Here is a 17069-nt window from a genome sequence, read left to right on the forward strand (position 1 = left end):
GTCGTGATTACGTATCGGCACTTGTTCAAAGTGTCCATAAAAGGTATGATTCGGCCTTCGCGTAACAGCCATGTTTGTATCGGCTTTTGCCTCAATAACTGCCCTTAGCTCAACTGGATAGAGCAATGCCCTTCTAAGGCATAGGTTGCTGGTTCGATTCCAGCAGGGCAGGCCAAAATTGCAAGCCCTTGCCCGGCCAACGCACTACTTCTGCGCTGGCCGGATTCAGGAAGATTATCAGTTGGTGATCGAGACGATGATGCTGGCCGCAGTGCTTTTCCCAGCTGCATCGGTGGCAGATACCTGCAAGTTGTATGTGCCAGCAACGGGTGCACTCCACTTCACCGAAAAGGTGCTCATGCCGCCCGAGGCATTTACGCTCATTCCTGCTGGCGCCCCGCCAATACCTACTCCACTGATATTGGAACTGCTGTCATTGATTTGAATGGTTCCACTTAACGGCGTCCCTACTTTGCCGGTCAGTCCAGTGGCTGTAACAATCGGACCACCTGCTTGTGTCACTGTAAATCCGACCACGCCTGTGCCGACCAGACCGGTTTTACTATCCTTGGCCACAACGTTCACACTGTAGCTTCCGGCTATCGGAGAATTCCAACTAATGGCACCGTTTGCACTGATCGACATGCCAGTTGGTGCGCCTGCTAATGACCACGTGCACGGGTTGGTGTCGGTGGTCGTCACGGTAAAGTTGACTGGCGTGCTTGCGACCGCTGCGACATTGCCGCCGATGACAACCGGTCCCGCTGTTTTGTTGACGATAACGCTATACACACCAACAGCCGACAATCCATTAATCATGTCTTTTGCGGTGATCGTTACGGAATAGGTTCCTGCGACTGGTTTGGCCCAGCTTACCAGCCCTGCACTGCTCAATGTCATCCCGGACGGATTGCCGGAAATGGTTAAACTCGTAGGATTGGCGTCACTGACAACTACTGGGAAAGTCAACGCTTGACCTGCGGTGACGGCGACTGTGCCGCTGCTGATGACCGGTACAGTGGCCGTTGCCACGAAAACGGTGTACACACCTTGACCAGTCAAACCGGTTTTACTGTCTGTCGCCACGACGTTGACCGTGTAGGTTCCAGCAACTGGCGAATTCCAAGTTACTACCGCCTTGCTGTTGATGGTCATGCCATTCGGTGCGCCCTGCAAGCTCATTGTGTAGGCGTTGGCGTCAGTAACTGTCGCGGTAAATGTCATGGCTTTGCCCGCAATGGCGCTGATTGAATACCCGCCGCTGACCGATGGTGCTGACGCCATTTGCAGGCCAGTTAAGGTATTAATTAGTGCGCTGGCGTTGGGCGTGCCTAAACCAGTCGGAACGTCATATCCTTTTTTGGTCACGCACACCGCGCAAGTGCCATCGTTACCCGTAGCAACGTCATAAAAGTCAGCGGCGTAGGTGGCAGCGGTCGAAGCAATTTGCGTGTAAAGCGCGACATGCGGATCACCCAGCATGCCCTTGCCTGCCTGAACCCGCATTGCGTTGGCGATGGCTGCTAGGCCGGCCCACTGTGGCGTGGCCAGACTAGTGCCGCCGGCAATCACCCAAGATACTTGGCAGAAGCTGCAAGTCGTTTGGTTGGGAATCACAGCAGTCATCTGGCCGGAATTCGGATCGGCATTAAAGGCCACGTCGGCGACTGCGCGGAAACCATAGTTTTGCATCCCTGCTGACTTCGTGGTCTGATAGGCAGGTGTCGGCTCAAACGCGCTGATACCGCCGCCGGTGCTGGACCAAGCAACTTCGGAACGTGCACCGGTTCCGCTGTAATTGAGTGTGGTACCGCCCACCGCCATTACGTTTGGCGAAACCGCAGGCCAGCTGACTGCCGCCCCACTGTCGCCCGTGGCAGCAAAATACGTCATGTTTGGTGCTTGGAAATAGCTGTCGGCACCCAAAACGTAGCTGCCTTCATTGCCAGCAAAACTCATCGACACAACGCCAGGACCCATCTTGTTAGCTAGCTGAATTGCACCGGTCATGCCGCCAAATGTGGCGTTTGGTGCTTCGATCAATACGATACGTGCCAAGGGCGCCATGGCATGCGCCCACTGCACATCCAGCGCAGTTTCGACCGCCCACTTAGCATCGTAGGCTGGCGCTGTGGCGCTCATCGTACCGTTAGCACCACTGTAGATTTTATAGAAATCACAACCATTTTTCGATGGTGCAGAAAGTGGAAGACTGGCATTTGCTGCCAATGTGACGCTGTTACATGCGGGAAGACCGAATAACTGGCTAAAAGCTCCTAATTCGCCAGCGATCATCTGGTCGTCAAAGGAATCGATAATATAAATTGTCTGCCCTGCTCCGTACTGCGCGAGCTGAGCCGCCGACAAATTGGCATAGCTGGCAGGAAGCGCCGGCAATCCGTAGGCTGCGCGAATTTGGGCCGGACGGTAATACACGGTTGTCGCTGCTGTGCTCGCCGATGGTGACATGGTCACAGTTTCACCAGCAACCAGCTTGGATACCGCAAGGTGGCTCGTGGAGTTCCGGCGAACCGCTTCGGGAATCAATTTGACTTGCGGCGCTTCATGGGCTGAACTGGACGACCCGTCTGCATCGATTGCGCTCGGCGTATCAGGCAGAACAGGGGCGAGATGGTATGTTGGCTCGAATGTCGCTCCAGCTGCCTGCGCCGCAGTTGCACCACCGTCGAACACTAATGTTGAGCTCGTTATTGCAGCGGGTGCCGTGCTGGTCGGAGCCGATGCCATGTCAGTTTTGCCGCCGCATGCCGATAGCAAACAGGCTGTCCCGACCGCAGTAACCAGCAATTTGAGAGAAATGGGGAGAGGTTGAATCGAGCGTTGCATGGGCAAGTCCTTAAAGTCAGCCTGGACGTGCTCGATGCGACGTGCGTGGTCTGCCCGATAAAGGACAGAACAGTACTATCGGCAACCCCGCTACCATTGCGCCATGCGCTGTAGGCCGGAGGCTTTGCGTCCCCGCCTTTCGACGGGTTTGCCCAGGAGATTGTGTTTAAAACAATCACTTGGAAACCAATATAGTTTCCACATGGAAATGTTAATTCTCAGAAGGTGATAATGCAAGCTAAATTTTTAGATTGAATTGTCTACAGCATCGTTGCCTCGATCTAGTAAGCAGGTAAGCTGAGCTCCGCATGCTACTTTGGCGCTTTGATTTTAGTTGGCTAACACGCAAGCTATTGTCGCCTTATTTAGCTCTCTAGTCGGCTTGGCACAAAGTTGGTGCTAATCAATTCAAAATGTACTGTGATGTCTCTTGCAGCTCGCAACGCAAATACGGCTGCATGCCATGATGGAATTTTTTTAATTGCGTTTTAATGATGTTTTCGACGTTTCCGTCAAAGGTAAAACCCGACGTGTTGTAGAAGCTGCTCGATTTGTCATTCCAAACGAGATTAATCTGGCAAGAAGTGTGGATGCTTTGTTCGTGATCGGCTTCGTTGATAAACACCAGATTGTATTTTGGATGCAAAAGTGGCTCGTCCGATTCTGTCAGCAGTTGAATCCCGCTAAAGCTTAAGTTGACGACCAGCGCCGCAACGCCGTGATTAGCTGTAAACACCCACATCGGAATATAGTCGTGTTCAAAGGGATAGTTAAAACATTGAACGCGATGATGAATGCGTTTATCGGAAAGATTCATGTCTTTATCCTAAATTTGTAGTCAACAATATTGACGCGCAGCAATCTGGTACTTCAGTCTAGGATAGTTTTCGGAAAAAACAATTTATTTGAAAAATCGGTGAGGAAAAGTAAAAAAGCCTTGGTTTAGTATTTTTTGCGGCTTAATTGCTACGGAGTTGCTAACTTATTATTAAAAGGGGCGAGATCCAATAGACAAAAAAATACCCGCACTAAGCGGGTATTTAAATATTTGGCGGAAGGTGTGAGATTCGAACTCACGAAGGCTTTAACACCTCGCCAGTTTTCAAGACTGGTGCATTCAACCGCTCTGCCAACCTTCCAAGCCCGCTATTATATCTAGGGTTTTAAGTTCTGGCTAGTAGTTGCAGTTGAATTACTTGAAATAAAGCATTAAATAAGCCGAGCTCAAGGTTAGCCGTTAAACCCCTGCCCTTTGCTGGCTAGCGAATGTAACAATGGTGCGACTTCCCATACATTGCCGTAATGCCCTTGTGCATAGTGGCGGATGGCTTTTTCCACGTTGGCTAATCCAATCGTGTCGGCGTATAACATCGGGCCGCCTAGATGCAGTGGGAATCCGTAACCGCTTAAATAAACCATGTCGATATCGGAGGCACGCTGAGCGATGCCCTCTTCCAGAATGAAGGCCGCTTCGTTGACTAAGGCGTAAATCAAACGTTCAGCGATTTCTTGGTCTGAAATTGTTCTGCGCGTTAAACCGATTTCGGTGGAATGCTGCTCGATTAATTGGCGCACCAATTCGGAAGGATGCGCGGTGCGGTCGCCGGGCTGGTAGTCGTACCACCCTGCTCCGGTCTTTTGTCCGAAGCGACCCAGATCGCACAATTTATCGGCGGTTTTTGAGTACACCATGTCAGGTTTTTCGATGGCGCGACGTTTTCGGATGGCGTAGCTGATGTCGTTACCCGCTAAATCTCCCATGCGGAATGGGCCCATAGCGAAACCCAGTTTCTCGACCGCTTTATCGACCTGTTCAGGCAAACAACCTTCGTCTAATAGGAAACCTGCCTGTTGAATGTATTTTTCAAGCATGCGATTACCGATGAAGCCGTCGCACACGCCAGACACAACGCCAATTTTTTTGAGTTTTTTAGCCAGTGCCATGGCACTTGCTAAGACCTCGCGCGAGGTTTGTTTGCCACGCACGATTTCCAATAACTTCATCACGTTAGCTGGGCTAAAAAAATGCGTACCGACGACGTCTTCGGGGCGTTTGGTGAAGCTGGCGATTTGATTTAAATCCAAGGTCGATGTGTTGGAGGCCAAGATCGCGCCCGGTTTCATCACTTTATCAAGCTGTTCGAATACCGATTGCTTTACGCCCATGTCTTCGAATACAGCCTCAATGACGATGTCAGCGTTGGCAATGTCGGCGTAGTCCAACGTACCCGAAATCAGCGCAATCCGTTGCTCGCATTTCTCTGGGCCTAATTTGCCTTTGTCGCGCGTATTTTGGTAATTTTTCGCGATAGTCGCTAAGCCCTTTTCAAGCGCTTGCTCTTTGGTTTCTAGAATTTTTACTGGAATGCCGGCGTTGGCAAAATTCATCGCAATACCGCCACCCATGGTGCCTGCGCCGATTACTGCGGCCGATTTGATGGCACGAATTGGCGTATCCGCCGGTACGTCGGGAATTTTGCTGGCGGCGCGTTCGGCAAAGAAGGCGTGACGCAGCGCTTTCGATTCAGCGCCCGCCACCAGTGTGTAAAACAACTGGCGCTCAAATAGGATTCCTTCATCGAACGGCATCGTAACAGATGCCGAAACAGCCTCGATACAGTCGAGCGGCGCGATTAGGAATCCGCGTTTGGCTTGTTTCTTGGCGTGTTCGATGACGTCGCTAAAATGAGAATGGCTCACATTTTGGTCACGTACTTTTGGTAAAGGCCGAGTGGCTGCCACCTTTTGTGCAAATGCCAGAGCACCTGCGAAGAAATCACCGTCGATAATTTCATCAAACAACGCCGTTTTGGCTAAATCAGATGCGCGCTCTGGCGTGCCAGTGGTAATCATTTTTAATGCAATTTCTAATCCAACAGCGCGCGGCAAGCGCTGCGTCCCGCCCGCGCCGGGCAGCAAGCCTAATTTAACTTCGGGCAAGGCAATTTGTGCATCGGGCGTGGAAATCCGGTAATGGCATCCAAGGGATAATTCCAAACCGCCGCCCATACAAACATGATGAATTGCCGCAATTACTGGTTTGGTGCAGTTCTCAACCACATCGATTAATGTGTGTAAGTTTGGCTCGGCCAAAGACTTGGGTGAGTTAAATTCTTTAATATCCGCTCCACCAGAAAACGCGTTGCCCGCGCCAGTAATAATGATCGCGGTAATTGCATCGTCCGCTAAAGCGCGATTGATGCCGTCAACAGCGGCGCCGCGCGTTTCCAAGTTCATGCCGTTGACCGGCGGATTGTTTAACGTGATTACTGCGACGCTGCCGTGCGCTTGATATTGTGCTGTCATGTAGAGTCCTCTGCTAGTGAGTGAAACGTTAAATCGATAAAGGTAGATGTTATCAGTAATCGCTGTTTATCAATTAATCGTCACGCGCTGGTTAAATGAATGAAGGGCTGCCGAAATTAGTTTATTTGCTCGGCAATACATAATCCTTATAGGTTTCGCGCAGTTTATTTTTTAAGATTTTACCGGTCGCGCCTATCGGTAATGCCGGTATAAACAGCACATCGTCCGGCAGCCACCATTTGGCGACTTTACCGTCAAAGAATTTGATTAACTCGTCTTTTCCCAATGCCACGTTTGGTCGCAAAACGACCAGTAACAATGGGCGCTCGTCCCATTTGGGATGAAAAATGCCAATGCAAGCGGCTTGTAAAACGGCTGGATGCGACATCGCTACGTTTTCAATATCGATTGTGCCTATCCATTCGCCGCCCGATTTAATGACGTCTTTGCTGCGGTCAGTAATGCGCATATATCCATCGGCATTAATGGTGGCGACATCTCCTGTTGGAAACCAGCCGTCTTCTAAAACGTGCCCACCTTCGTTTTTAAAGTAATGATCGAGAATCCAAGGGCCTTGAACCAATAAATTGCCAAAGGTAGTTCCATCCCAGGGCAACTCCTTGCCATTGTCATCGACGATTTTCATGTCCACGCCGAACAAGGGATGTCCTTGCGTTTGGAGCAAGGCATCTTGCTCGGCTTTCGGCAGAGTGAGGTGTTTGGCTTGCAATGTGGCGGTTGTGCCGAGCGGTGACAGCTCCGTCATGCCCCAAGCGTGGACCACTTCCACGGCGTAGTTTTCGCGCAAGGTTTTCATCATCGCCGGTGGGCAAGCTGATCCGCCGATAACGGTGCGCTTAAGGCTGGAAAATTTAACTTTTTGTTGTTCCATGTACTGAATCAGCCCCAGCCAAACAGTGGGAACTCCGGCTGAAAAAGTAACTTGTTCTTGTTCCATTAATTCATATAGCGATTTTCCGTCTAATGCGGGCCCAGGGAAAACCAACTTCGCCCCGGTCAACGGCGCCGAATAAGGAATGCCCCACGCATTGACATGGAACATGGGAACGACCGGCAGGATCACGTCGCGCGAGCCGATATTCATCGCGTCGGGCAAGGCTGAGGCAAAGGAATGCAAAACGGTGGAACGGTGAGAATACAAAACGCCTTTGGGATTGCCTGTTGTGCCAGAGGTATAGCACAGCGACGCCGCTGTATTTTCATCGAAATTGGGCCATTCAAATTCGCAACTATGACCTGCGATGAAGTCCTCGTAACTCAAAAGATTTGGAATGACGGAATTAGCAGGGAGATGCGAGGCGTCGCTTAATAAGACAAAAGCTTTTACCGTGCTGCAACGTGCGGCAATCGCCTCAATTATCGGCAAAAAAGTCACATCAAAAAACAGTACTTGGTCCTCCGCGTGATTGCACAAATAGCTGATTTGATCGGCGTGCAGCCTTGGATTGATGGTGTGCAAAATAGAGCCTGAGCCCGACACCGCGTAATACAGTTCCAAATGACGATAACCATTCCAAGCCAGTGTCGCAACTCGGTCACTGGCGCCAATGCCGAACTTTGCCAGCGCGTTGGCAAGTTGTTTCGCGCGCTGATGAAGTTGTTTATAGGTCGTTCGATGAATATCGCCTTCAGCGCGCCGCGACACAATTTCATTGTCACCAAAATAGCGGTCAGCGTGTTTAATAATGCCGGAAATAAGCAATGGCTTATTCATCATTTGCCCCAGCATCGGGGCATGATTGGAGTGTTGTGGGGTGGTCATCATTACGCCTTTTTATGCAATATAAAAACGGTAACGATGATGCTGGAATGGGTTGATTTTAGTCAACGTTTAATCATGCTGCGCTGCATGATTAATTAGTTCGGCTGTCTTGCTTATGCTGGATCGTCGCCCGATTTTAAGCTGCGGAAAAATTCTTCCACCACAGCTAATTCGCGGGTGCGACTAAACGGCGGCATACTTTGCCATACGCGCGCGCCGTAGGGCTTGGACAAGATACGAGGATCGCATAGCATCAGCACGCCACGATCCGTTTCGTCGCGAATTAAACGCCCTGCTCCTTGTTTAAGGTTGATGATTGCCTCCGGCAATTGATGATGCACAAAACCGTTTTTGCCTTGCCGTTCCATCGCATTGATGCGCGCAGATAAAACGGGATCATCGGGTGGCGCAAAAGGCAGCTTATCAATCACGACCAAGGAAAGCGCTTTTCCACGCACGTCGATCCCTTCCCAAAAGCTTTGACTGCCGACCAGGATGCCGTTACCCGCTTGGCGGAATTTATCGAGTAGTTCAGTACGCCCGGATTCGCCTTGTACAAATAACGGGAAGTTTAAATTGCGCGCAGCGAATTCTTCCCGTAAGCGTTCTGCCGATTGTTTTACCGCTCGCAAGGTGGTGCAAAGTAAAAATGCTCGACCACCCGAAGCAATTAGTACCGGCAATGCAGCGTCGATTACGGCATCGGTGTAATTCGGTGAGCGCGGCTCTGGCATGCCGGTTGGAATGTACAAAATTCCTTGTTTGGCATAATCAAACGGGCTGGGCCAGCTCATTGCCGTTTCTTCGCCTAAGCCCATTTGCGCGGTGTAATGCGAGAAGTCTTTTTTTACTGCTAGGGTTGCCGAGGTAAAAATCCACGCGCGCGAGTTGCCTTCGCGCTGTTTATTGAAAATCGGGGCAATCGAGAGCGGCGTGCGATGTAATTGCAGCGAGCTGGAATAGGCTTCGACCCACAACACGCATTCTTGCCCTGCTAGCTCGGACGCTTTGGGCGGCTCTTTGCCCCAGCTATCAAGTTGATCGGATAATTCCAACGCTCTGACGCGGCATAGCTCAATCGTTTCGGCGCGCTCCGCTTGCTTTTCTAGCGTCTCCAATAAAGTGCTTAAGTGTTCTTTTAGTGTTTCCAGAGCTGGGAAAAAATCGCTGGAAGGCGCAATTTGCGGTAGCGACAATTTGACTTGCTCGGGCGGGAAGCACAGCCGTAAATCACGCGCTGCTTTTTCAACCGGCATCACAATCTTGGCCCATTCGGCGCCATCGCGCGCGTGGGAAAGTCCTTCCGCCAAGACATCGCGGCACAATTCCAAGATTTGCGAAGTAGATATGGTTTCGCCAAAGAATAACGTCGCTGTATCCGGCAATTGATGCGCTTCGTCAAAAATAACAGTGTTAGCAGAAGGCAATAATTCGGCAATTCCAGTATCTTTTAAGGCCACATCGGCGAAAAATAAATGGTGGTTCACCACCACCACATCGGCTTTTTGCGCTTCTTTGCGTGCCTTCATCACAAAGCAATCTTGGTAATACTGGCATTCCGAGCCCAAGCAGTTTTCTTTGGTGGATGTGACCAAATTCCAGATTAACGCAGTTTCTGGCACTTGCGATAATTCGGCTTTGTCGCCGCTGGTCGTTGTTTTGATAAAGCGAGAAATATCGCGCAAATAACCCACGTCTTCGCGCGATGTCAGTCGTCCGTTTTGTTGCGTGCGTTCTAAGTGAAAATGGCACAGGTAATTGGCGCGTCCTTTCAGCAAAGCCACCGAAACCGGCGCACCGAGGGCCAAACGAATCGCTGGAATATCACGCAAAAATAGTTGATCTTGTAAGTTTTTTGTTCCGGTAGAGACAATCACTTTCCCGCCCCACAGCAACGCGGGCGCTAAGTAGGCGAACGTTTTTCCGGTTCCGGTGCCAGCCTCGGCAATCAGCGTGGTTTGCCCGACAATCGCTTGAGCAATCGCTTTAGCCATTTCAATTTGTGCGTGCCGCGGTCGATAACTGCTAACAGCCGAGCCTAATTGACCGTTTGGGCCAAACAGCCTTTCAATATCGGCATCGTGAATGTGGAGTTCGGGGTTGGCTAACTGCGGCAGGTTGGAATGCGATGTTTCGGTCAAAATCAGCTTTGGGGAAAATGGGTTGAGGGAAGAATAGTTAAACAGTCAGTGTGGGGTGAATTTGTGTTGGTTTTAGCTGGTTGTGCGGTGTGTTAAGCGGGAACGTCCGGAATTAGCTGCATCTGTAACAATTTTATGTGATCTTTTAACTGTAGCTTACGTTTTTTTAGTCGCTGTAACTGTAATTCGTCGGTATGCCCCGCTAAAATCAAGCTCTCAATGACGATATCTAAGTCTCGATGTTCAACCTTGAGCAAGGTAATGCGGTTTTGTATCTCGGAGTGATCGTTCATGGATTTCTTTGAAGAAAGTTAATGTTATGTCTGCGATTACATGTGATAATTTATTCTTAAATAGTAATTCAGTCCATCAGTTTAATCTAAGCAAGAGTTATGAGCCAATATAAGATCGAAGCAGGAACTGGCCAGCACATCGGTGATCGCAACGAACAACAAGATCGCGCTGGCCTTTTTGCCGCACCCAAAGCACCTGGATTCATGATGGCGGTGGTCGCCGATGGCATGGGTGGTAAAAGCGGTGGCGCCTTAGCAGCAGAACAAGTCGTCCGTACTGCAAAGCAATTATTTGAGGAATTTGGCCCAGAAGACGACGTCGCTAAATGCATAGAAAGCATCATCCGCGAATCGCACACGATTATTCAATTGTCGGGTATTTCCGCCGAAAAAGAGCCCCACAGCACGATTGTCATATTAATCATTACTCCCAATAACCGCGCAGTTTGGGCGCATGTTGGTGATTCTCGCTTATACCGTTTCTCTGGCCCGAACTTGATCGAACGTACGATTGATCATTCCTATGTCGAAAAGCTGGTATCAGAAAACAAAATTACCGCCGAAGAAGCCAAAACTCATACCTTGTCCAATATTTTGGTGAATGTATTGGGTTCGAGCACGACAGAGCCGTTTATTACATTTAGCGAATACGACGATCTGAAACCGACTGATTCGTTTTTATTGTGCTCAGATGGCTTGTGGCATTACTTTACGGATCGTGAACTTGGCGCAGTCGTGGCCGCCAATACTCCCCGCGTTGCTGCAGAAATGTTGATCAATAAAGCTCGAGAAAGAGCGCGCTCGCGCGGCGATAATTGCACGCTTGCTTTGGTGAAGTTGGTCAAACCGCCGAAGGTAGAGAAGAACTACAAAGTCGAAAAAATGCGCCGTGCGATTTAAGCGCTTTATTTGTCGTCTTCTTTTTTCTCAATCTTAAAATCCAATAAGTCGAAATTCAGCGAATTAGGATATTCGTTGAATTCGCTTGTCTCGTTTTGCTTCACATCCAAATCTGGCAATGTTTGAATCGGTTCAACATTGAAGCTGGGCGCGTCCGATGCAATGGCAGCTGCCGGCGCAGCGGAAGCGCTAGGTGTTACGGGGAACAGCTTTTTAGTCCGTTGAATCTCGTTGCAGATTGAAATCAAAAATAAAATGTCGCGATAAACCGGTAAATCAAAGCCATTTCGTGCGCCTTCGCGGTCGTCCACTAATAAAGATTCCAAAAACGGCAGGATGTCGCTGCTATCCCACAGAGCGCAACATTTTGCCGCCAAATGCGGAAAGTCATCTAAGTGACGTAAGCCCTTAGGATCAATCTCTTCATTAAATTCAGGAATACTGGCGTTAAATTTACGTTTGAAGCGGCGTCGCAACTCGGTGTACTTTTGCTCATCTTTGACTAAGCGATACAAGTCGAGCAAATACAACCAAGTAATGGGCATCGAAGGATCGTCATCTAAACCTTGCTGCTCTAAAATCTCGATGGCACGTTGCGGGTCATTGACCGACATCCAGAATTCGGCTTCTTGGGTAATATCCGAAATCTCTTCAATCTGAATTGAGTTGCCGCGTGCTGTGAAAAAATTAAATGTGCTGCTATTGGTATCTTCCAATGCCGGCAATCCCATGCGTTTGTACTTGGGATTGGGTTCGGTGTTGGACACGGGATATTCAATTGAATCGTTTTTCGGATTGATTTCAGCAACTTTAGGTTGAGCCGGGTGCTCGATGATAGACACTGGATCAAGGTTGCCCTGCTCTGCGCTGGACTGCAATGAGTCAACGATTTCCTTCACGTTTTTCTTTTGATCGGTAGTTGGGTCCCACCAAGCTTGTTGCTTTTCTTGGCGCGAACGGCGCACGGCCATCCAAATTGCGCCAACTAATCCGGCGAGTAAAGTCACTGCCAGTAGGATCAGTCCGATAACCAGCGGCGGTGTTTTTTCTTCTTGTTGCGCTTTTAACTTGCTTTGCTGTTTCAACTGTTCCACTTCGGCTTCCAGCTTTTTAATTTTCGCCTGATCGTTTTTGGTGGAAATTTGTGACGCAGCGTCTGGGTCTTCTCCGCGCAACAAAGCGGCAAAGCGCGCTTGCGCAAGTTTGTTTTCTTGAATCCGCACTTGGTCCGCTGGCGCGGTCGATTGCTCGGTCATCGTTTGCGACATTTTGAGATCGTATTCGCTCGTCGCTTCTTGATTGCTAATTTTTAATACGTTCTTGAGCTTTGGCGCTGAGTCGTCACGCTTGTGCTTCTTTTTCGGCACATCCAGATTGAGCGAGGGACTCATCGCTTTGTTCGTCACCGGAACTGCAGTAACATCCGCGGGCGCCGCGCTACTGCCGTCGGCACGATCGTGTTTGCGTTTACTACGCGTCGGCTTGTTGTTGGGGGCTAAGTCCGACGTTTTGGCCCCAGCGACAGCGCTCGTTTCAGCCGGTTGTGTTGACTCAACCACGGGAAGCTCGGTCGTTGCTACCGCAGGAATCGCTGACTTGGTGGCAGCAATATAGGAAGGCGATTCGGGATAATCGAGCAGCAAGGAATACTCGCGTTGTATCAACGTGCCGCAGACAACGGAGACCGACAATTTAATCGCCGGTTCTGAGATGGCGACTTTGGTGCTCAGATTAAGGTAAACGGTTTTTGACGATTGCGCCGAATAGCCAAACTCGATGTGCGGCACAGCAATTAAATCGCCGTTTAAGGTTTCAATCTTAGTTTTGAAACAGCTCGGCACTAATACATCTTCTGTTGCGCCATTCACTGGTATTTGAACGCGTAACATTTGCCCTATGCCAGAGCGAACCGACACATCGCCCACGCCAATTGCGTAAGCCGACGGGTTGCATACTGTCAAACATGCAAAGGCAATGACGTTCAGTGAAAAATGGCGATCAAAATGACGAATAATAGGCTCCTGCTGATACGGATTTATTTAAATAAATTGAAGTTAATTGTTAGTATTTTTATGACCTAACCAAATTATCTAAACAATACTGGTATTGCTCTAAGTTCAATTGCAGCGCAAAGTTAGCTGGCTAAATCGGTTCCGCCACACTAAGTGGTCAGCGCTTAAGTCGATGCTAACACCGGCAGCATTAGGTATTAGTGGAAATTAACACTATTAATTGCCATCTGTTAACTATTTAAGATAATACAAACAGGGAGATTTAAAAGAAACTTTGCAAAAAAGTGAATTACTTTCCCGAAAACAGTCAGTTTTATTGCGCCGCCAAAAATGTTTCCTATTGGTATTATTTTTCTAATAACCAATATTATTTACTTCAGGAACTTATTTGTCCAACATTTTCTTGGCAATTCCACGCAAAATGTTAATTTCTTCAATTTCTAGTTGGGTTCTAGCAAATAAACGTTTAAGTCGGGGCATCAGTTTTTTGGGACTGGCCGGATCGATAAATTTAATTGCAATCAAGCCCTGCTCTAAATGTTCAAACATGGCGTCAATATCAACCAGCGACGCAACTTCTCCCTTAAAGCCCACGTTATTCACATTAGTATTGCCCAATTGCGCGGTGACGCGGCATTCGTAAGCTAAAACTTGTACGGCTTGTGCAAGATTGAGCGACGAATACTGTGGATTGGCGGGAATGTTGATGAGATAGTTGCATTTTTCGACGATCTCATTGGGCAGGCCAAATCGTTCGTTGCCCAAAATCAATGCGGCGTTGATGTTTGCGGCAGAGTTGATGTTTTCCGCAAACTGACGCGGATCTAAAACTGGCGGCGAAAACTCCCGCAGCCTCGCGCTAACCGCCGCCGCCAGATCGCACGAAACCAAGGCTTCTTGAATGGTGGAGACAATAACGGCCTGCTCTAATACGTCGGTCGCGCCGCTGGCCATGGCAATTGCTTCGGGGTGGGACAACACATCGGGCAAGCGTGGATTAACTAAGTAAAGCTGTGAAAATCCCATTGTTTTCATCGCGCGCGCGACCGAACCGACGTTGCCCGGGTGGCTGGTTTCAACTAAAACAAACCGCAAACGATCAAAAAGTGTTGGATGAGCAGGATTGGGTGGGGAGGCGCAGGAACTTGTCGGGGGCATGTATTTAAGATCAGCTAAATTGAGATGTGGGGGTATTTCAGGTAGAATGCGCGAACTATTGCGTTTTGACTAGTTTTCCATATTATTTCCACTTAATTGGCAATTCAGAATTCAAAACACATTGCTCTTTAATTTTATGCGCTGGCTACTACTATACAAGAGTAGATAAATTACTCGAATATTGCCTAATGGCAAGCGTGTGAACGACATTTTAACGGAAATACTATGCATCCTATGCTAAATACGGCGATTAAAGCCGCGCGCCGTGGCGCGACCATCATCAATCGTGCATCCTTCGACTTAGATCGAATCGATATCACTGAAAAACAGCACAACGATTATGTCTCCGATGTAGATAAATCGGCGGAAGCTGCCATTATTGAAGTGCTCAGCAGCGCCTATCCAAGCCACGCGTTTTTAGCAGAAGAATCGGGTGAATCGGCTAATTTGAATCCGAATAGCGAATTCGTCTGGATTATTGATCCGTTAGATGGCACCACCAATTTCTTGCATGGATTTCCGCAATACTGCGTTTCCATCGCTCTGCAACAAGCTGGCGTAATTACCCAAGCTGTTATTTTTGATCCTACTCGCAATGAACTCTTTGCCGCCACCAAAGGCGCTGGCGCGTTTTTAAACGACAAACGTATCCGCGTGACCAAGCGCGACAAATTAGCTGATTCATTAATTGGTACTGGCTTCCCGTTCCGTAACGCAACCGATATCGACAACTACATCCCTATGTTTAAAGCCATGTCGGGCAAATGCCAAGGCTTGCGTCGTCCTGGTTCGGCGGCGCTTGACTTAGCTTATGTTGGGATGGGGCGTTTGGATGGTTTCTTTGAAAAAGGCTTAAAGCCTTGGGATATTGCAGCGGGCTCCTTAATCGTGACCGAATCTGGCGGAATTACCGGTACTTTTAGCGGCGAATCGGATTACCTATTTAAGGGCGACGTGATTTCTGCTAATCCAAAAGTATTTGCTCAAATGGTCAATATTCTCAAACCGTTCGCATAAATTTTCTTCTGCTGGCGACTGCCCTTAGGCGGTCGCCTTCTCTATTCCGACTCAATGATTGTTTGTGATTGTTAGTCGATCCTTTTCAACCTATTCTTAATCCTGTTTTTGATCTAAGAACCCGTTGAACAAACCGTTTCAACTCAATTCATCACTTTGTTGCAGCATCACTTATTACCCACTCAATGACCACATTTTTAGAACTCGGTTTAGCCCCAGAAATTCTTCGCGCCGTCAGCGAAAAAGGCTATACCACGCCAACACCTATCCAATTGCAAGCCATTCCAGCAGTATTGACTGGGCAAGACTTGTTGGCTGGTGCCCAAACTGGCACAGGTAAAACGGCAGGCTTCACCCTGCCCTTGTTACAGCGTTTGCTCACCCTGAGTAAGCCAGCGGGAGCGGCAGCGACCAACCGCCGCGCCATTCGCGCTTTGATCTTAACCCCGACGCGTGAATTAGCCGCTCAGGTCGAAGAAAGCGTGCGGACTTACGGCAAGTATTTGCCTCTGACTTCCGGCGTGATCTTCGGCGGCGTTGGAATTAATCCGCAAATCAAATTACTCAAAAGCGGTGTCGATACACTGGTTGCCACCCCGGGTCGCCTGCTCGATCACATTGGTCAGGGCACCATCGATTTAAGCCAAATCAAAATTTTGGTGCTCGATGAAGCCGATCGTATGTTGGATATGGGCTTTATTCGCGACATCCGCAAAATCTTAGAATTGCTTCCGAAGCAACGCCAAAACTTGCTTTTCTCAGCAACATTTTCTAATGAAATCAAAGAATTAGCCGATAAACTTCTTAATTCACCTGCAATGATAGAAGTGGCGCGCCGCAACTCTACGGTGGAAGTTATCTCGCAAAAACTGCATCCAGTGAACCGCGACGGCAAACACACTTTATTGGCGCATCTAATTAAAACGCTGAAATGGTCGCAAGTTTTGGTCTTCACCCGCACCAAACATGGTGCCAATAAATTGGTTGAGCAATTGGGCAAAGTCGATATCACCAGCATGGCAATTCACGGCAATAAAAGCCAATCGGCACGCACCAAAGCCCTAGCAGAATTCAAAGACGGTAGCTTGCAAGTCTTGGTCGCAACCGACATCGCGGCACGCGGAATCGATATTGACCAATTGCCGCACGTGGTCAACTATGACCTGCCGAATGTGCCGGAAGATTACGTGCATCGCATTGGCCGCACTGGTCGTGCTGGTGCTGGTGGTGAGGCGGTTTCTTTGGTCTGCGTCGATGAATTAAAATTGTTGGCGGACATTGAGAAATTCATTAAGCGTAAGATCGTCAGCGAAGTAGTTCCCGGATTTGAACCAGATTTAAACGCCAAACCGCAGCCAATTCAATTACGCAGCCATCCAGAACAGCGTCCTAATTCTGGCCAACGCCGCGCCCCTGCCAAAGCGGGTGCAGCCAATTCCGGCGCAAGAAAACCCAATGTCGCGCCGGCCACTGGTTCAGGTTCGCGCCCGGGTAGTAAAGCACCCAATGCGACAGCCCGACGAAGCAGTAGCGGCAGTCGTGGGCGTGGATGATTATCTAATGTAGTAGATTAGAATAAGTTTCTATCCTATTGAATTTAAATAAAAAAAGC

Annotated in this window: 11 protein-coding genes, 2 tRNA genes and 1 riboswitch; of the genes, 4 read left to right on the top strand and 9 right to left on the bottom strand. The window is 49.0% G+C overall.

Going from position 1 to position 17069, the window contains the following annotated elements; translation table 11 throughout:
- Positions 1–98: 98 nt before the first annotated feature.
- Positions 99–175, top strand: a tRNA-Arg gene (locus tag E2I14_RS03500).
- 62 nt (positions 176–237) lie between these two features.
- On the opposite strand, the gene E2I14_RS03505 is transcribed toward E2I14_RS03500, so the two are convergent.
- The 7 genes from E2I14_RS03505 to E2I14_RS03535 form a co-directional block, all read right to left on the bottom strand.
- Positions 238–2847 (bottom strand): S53 family peptidase, encoded by a 2610-nt coding sequence (locus tag E2I14_RS03505; RefSeq protein ID WP_206105567.1) that lies wholly within the window; start codon positions 2845–2847, stop codon positions 238–240.
- 77 nt (positions 2848–2924) lie between these two features.
- A riboswitch (cyclic di-GMP riboswitch) is annotated at positions 2925–3010 on the bottom strand.
- A 240-nt stretch (positions 3011–3250) separates the two neighbouring features.
- Complete coding sequence (locus E2I14_RS03510) at positions 3251–3664, bottom strand: hypothetical protein (RefSeq protein WP_133325436.1); 414 nt, start codon at positions 3662–3664, stop codon at positions 3251–3253.
- Positions 3665–3896: 232 nt separating this feature from the next.
- Positions 3897–3986, bottom strand: a tRNA-Ser gene (locus E2I14_RS03515).
- A 91-nt stretch (positions 3987–4077) separates the two neighbouring features.
- Positions 4078–6153, bottom strand: coding sequence for a 3-hydroxyacyl-CoA dehydrogenase NAD-binding domain-containing protein (locus E2I14_RS03520; protein WP_133325438.1), 2076 nt, complete (start codon positions 6151–6153; stop codon positions 4078–4080).
- A 121-nt stretch (positions 6154–6274) separates the two neighbouring features.
- Positions 6275–7939: a 3-(methylthio)propionyl-CoA ligase gene (locus E2I14_RS03525; protein WP_133325440.1), complete on the bottom strand. Its 1665-nt coding sequence runs from the start codon at positions 7937–7939 to the stop codon at positions 6275–6277.
- A gap of 110 nt (positions 7940–8049) precedes the next feature.
- Positions 8050–10077, bottom strand: coding sequence for an ATP-dependent DNA helicase (locus tag E2I14_RS03530; RefSeq protein WP_227544568.1), 2028 nt, complete (start codon positions 10075–10077; stop codon positions 8050–8052).
- Positions 10078–10169: 92 nt separating this feature from the next.
- A complete protein-coding gene (locus E2I14_RS03535; RefSeq protein ID WP_133325442.1) occupies positions 10170–10370 on the bottom strand; it encodes a YdcH family protein in 201 nt (66 codons plus the stop codon).
- A 99-nt stretch (positions 10371–10469) separates the two neighbouring features.
- Between E2I14_RS03535 and E2I14_RS03540 the strand changes: the two genes are divergently transcribed.
- Complete coding sequence (locus E2I14_RS03540) at positions 10470–11270, top strand: PP2C family protein-serine/threonine phosphatase (protein ID WP_133325444.1); 801 nt, start codon at positions 10470–10472, stop codon at positions 11268–11270.
- Between the two features lie 5 nt (positions 11271–11275).
- Here E2I14_RS03540 and E2I14_RS03545 read toward each other — a convergent pair whose 3' ends face one another.
- The gene (locus tag E2I14_RS03545; protein WP_454877243.1) at positions 11276–13195 is read right to left on the bottom strand and encodes a type IV pilus assembly protein FimV; all 1920 of its coding nucleotides are present in this window, start codon (positions 13193–13195) and stop codon (positions 11276–11278) included.
- Positions 13196–13666: 471 nt separating this feature from the next.
- A complete protein-coding gene (locus E2I14_RS03550) occupies positions 13667–14440 on the bottom strand; it encodes an RNA methyltransferase (protein WP_133325448.1) in 774 nt (257 codons plus the stop codon).
- Between the two features lie 225 nt (positions 14441–14665).
- Here E2I14_RS03550 and E2I14_RS03555 point away from each other — a divergent pair, with 225 nt between their 5' ends.
- Both E2I14_RS03555 and E2I14_RS03560 read left to right on the top strand, forming a co-directional pair.
- Positions 14666–15457 carry an inositol monophosphatase family protein gene (locus E2I14_RS03555; RefSeq protein ID WP_133325450.1) on the top strand — a complete coding sequence of 264 codons (792 nt, stop codon included), beginning with the start codon at positions 14666–14668 and terminating at the stop codon, positions 15455–15457.
- A 185-nt stretch (positions 15458–15642) separates the two neighbouring features.
- Positions 15643–17010, top strand: a complete 1368-nt coding sequence (locus tag E2I14_RS03560; RefSeq protein ID WP_133325452.1) for a DEAD/DEAH box helicase — start codon at positions 15643–15645, stop codon at positions 17008–17010.
- Positions 17011–17069: the final 59 nt, after the last annotated feature.

The sequence above is a fragment of the Sapientia aquatica genome, from assembly GCF_004358105.1.
GTDB classification, from domain to species: domain Bacteria; phylum Pseudomonadota; class Gammaproteobacteria; order Burkholderiales; family Burkholderiaceae_D; genus Solimicrobium; species Solimicrobium aquaticum.